Here is a 1,597-nt window from a genome sequence, read left to right as displayed (position 1 = left end):
AATGAGGGCGAGAAGGCTGAGATGTTGAGATGGCTATGTACGATGAAACCGTGGAGAACAGAACAACCCAAGAGGTGACCCTCCCACCCAAAGCAACAAGACGGGTACTCTCTCCGAGCTACAAGGCGAGGATCCTAAAGTGTAATGCCTCCTAATAGGGGAAATAGGCACGACAAGACCTAAGCACCCGACGATGCGAAGCTTGTCTAGGTGTTGTGAGATGCTGGGCTCTAGGCGACCCTCTCTGCTACGGTGACCTCGAATCCTAGAGCATCGATCCGCTTAGCCAGTCGCTTTACCTGAGCGTCGGGATCGTGGTGCTTCTCGAAGTAATCAGCCCCCAGATCTTGGTAGAGTTCTCCATTGGTAAGGAGAAGCCAGACGACGTTTAACATGGAGTGGGAGAGCGCAACGGCTGCCTTGTTAGGCCCTCGCCGTCTGGCAATACGCGCATTTGAAGCAGATGAGTAGGTTCCTTTTGAACGTGCCACCGCCCGAGCAGCCTCTATCATCGCACGTTTCAACGACGTAGATCCATGTCAGCTACCCGCTGGCTTTCGCTTGCCAGCTGACTCATAACTAGCAGGGGCTAGTCCAGCCCAGGCACATAGATGTCCAGCAGTTGGGAACCTCGACATATCACCCCCGGTCTCAGCAATAATGACCTGTGCCGTGGTTGCAGAGATCCCGGGAATGGATGATACCAGAGCGACGGCGGACTCAAAAGGGATGAGACGCTCACGGATCTCCTCGGTGAGTGCCCCGATAGCCGAGTCCAGATAGTCGATATGGTCGATGATCTGTCTGGCGACGAAGGCATGGTGGGCTCCGAAGTGTCCATAGAGTGCCTCCTTAAGTTGAGGAATCTTGGCCCGCATCTAGGACTTGGCCATCTGGGCCAAGACTGCGGGATCCCTTTCACCCGCTATGAGTGCCTCTATGATCTGTCTCGATGAGGAACTCCACACATAAGAGGCTACCGAGGTGCGCTTGATCCCAGCGTCTTGGAGAACCTTCTTAGAGTCGTTGGATCTCTCGTGCCCTAGCATCAACCTGGGTCTTGCGATATCGGGTCAACTCACGAAGCTCACGAATCTCTGGTGGAGGCACAAAGCTTGGCCGCACCATGCCGTGGGCGGCGACATCTGCTAGCCATTCGGCGTCTGCAAGGTCCGTCTTTCTGCCGGGTACATTCTTAACGCGCTGAGCGTTACATAGCCAGAGCTTGTCAAAGAGTCCCTCCAGTGCGTAGTACACCGGCTTCCAGTACACGCCTGTTGCCTCCATCACCACCGTTGATACCCCAGCGTCAGTGAGGAACTGGGCCAAGTCCTCGAGCCCTTTACGCGTGGTGGCAAAGGTCTCCTTGGAAAGGGTAACCATGCCATCTGGCTCTCGAACTCGCGTGCACGCAACGACGGTGTCACGGTGGACATCGAGACCGCCTACTTTATCTACTATCTCTTTCATCTCACCACCTCCCTGGTGTTTTAGGGAGCCGTCTCGTCAGGGGGACTACAATAAAGCGAACTCGGTTGTGTGCCTAAAGTTGTGCAAATAGGCCATAGGGTCTTTGGAACTGTGTCTATCTTAGTAA

The 1,597-nt window shown here is 54.7% G+C and carries 4 protein-coding genes; all 4 read right to left on the bottom strand.

From position 1 onward, the window contains the following. Positions 1-230: 230 nt before the first annotated feature. From BUA24_RS12745 to BUA24_RS12730, 4 genes are read right to left on the bottom strand one after another with little or no spacing between them, the layout of a single operon-like run. Entirely contained in the window at positions 231-524 is a 294-nt protein-coding gene (locus BUA24_RS12745; protein ID WP_178138847.1) for a hypothetical protein, read from the bottom strand. Between the two features lie 15 nt (positions 525-539). After that, on the bottom strand, positions 540-878 hold the full coding sequence (locus tag BUA24_RS12740) for a transposase (RefSeq protein WP_178138846.1): 339 nt from the start codon (positions 876-878) through the stop codon (positions 540-542). Next, on the bottom strand, positions 879-1,052 hold the full coding sequence (locus BUA24_RS12735; protein WP_218587485.1) for a hypothetical protein: 174 nt from the start codon (positions 1,050-1,052) through the stop codon (positions 879-881). Next, the gene (locus BUA24_RS12730; RefSeq protein ID WP_178138844.1) at positions 1,018-1,470 is read right to left on the bottom strand and encodes an IS110 family transposase; all 453 of its coding nucleotides are present in this window, start codon (positions 1,468-1,470) and stop codon (positions 1,018-1,020) included. The genes BUA24_RS12735 and BUA24_RS12730 overlap by 35 nt, the downstream gene beginning before the upstream one ends. Positions 1,471-1,597: the final 127 nt, after the last annotated feature.

Source organism: Ferrithrix thermotolerans DSM 19514 (assembly GCF_900128965.1).
Lineage (GTDB): Bacteria > Actinomycetota > Acidimicrobiia > Acidimicrobiales > Acidimicrobiaceae > Ferrithrix > Ferrithrix thermotolerans.
This window is presented reverse-complemented; position numbering and strand designations above follow the sequence as displayed.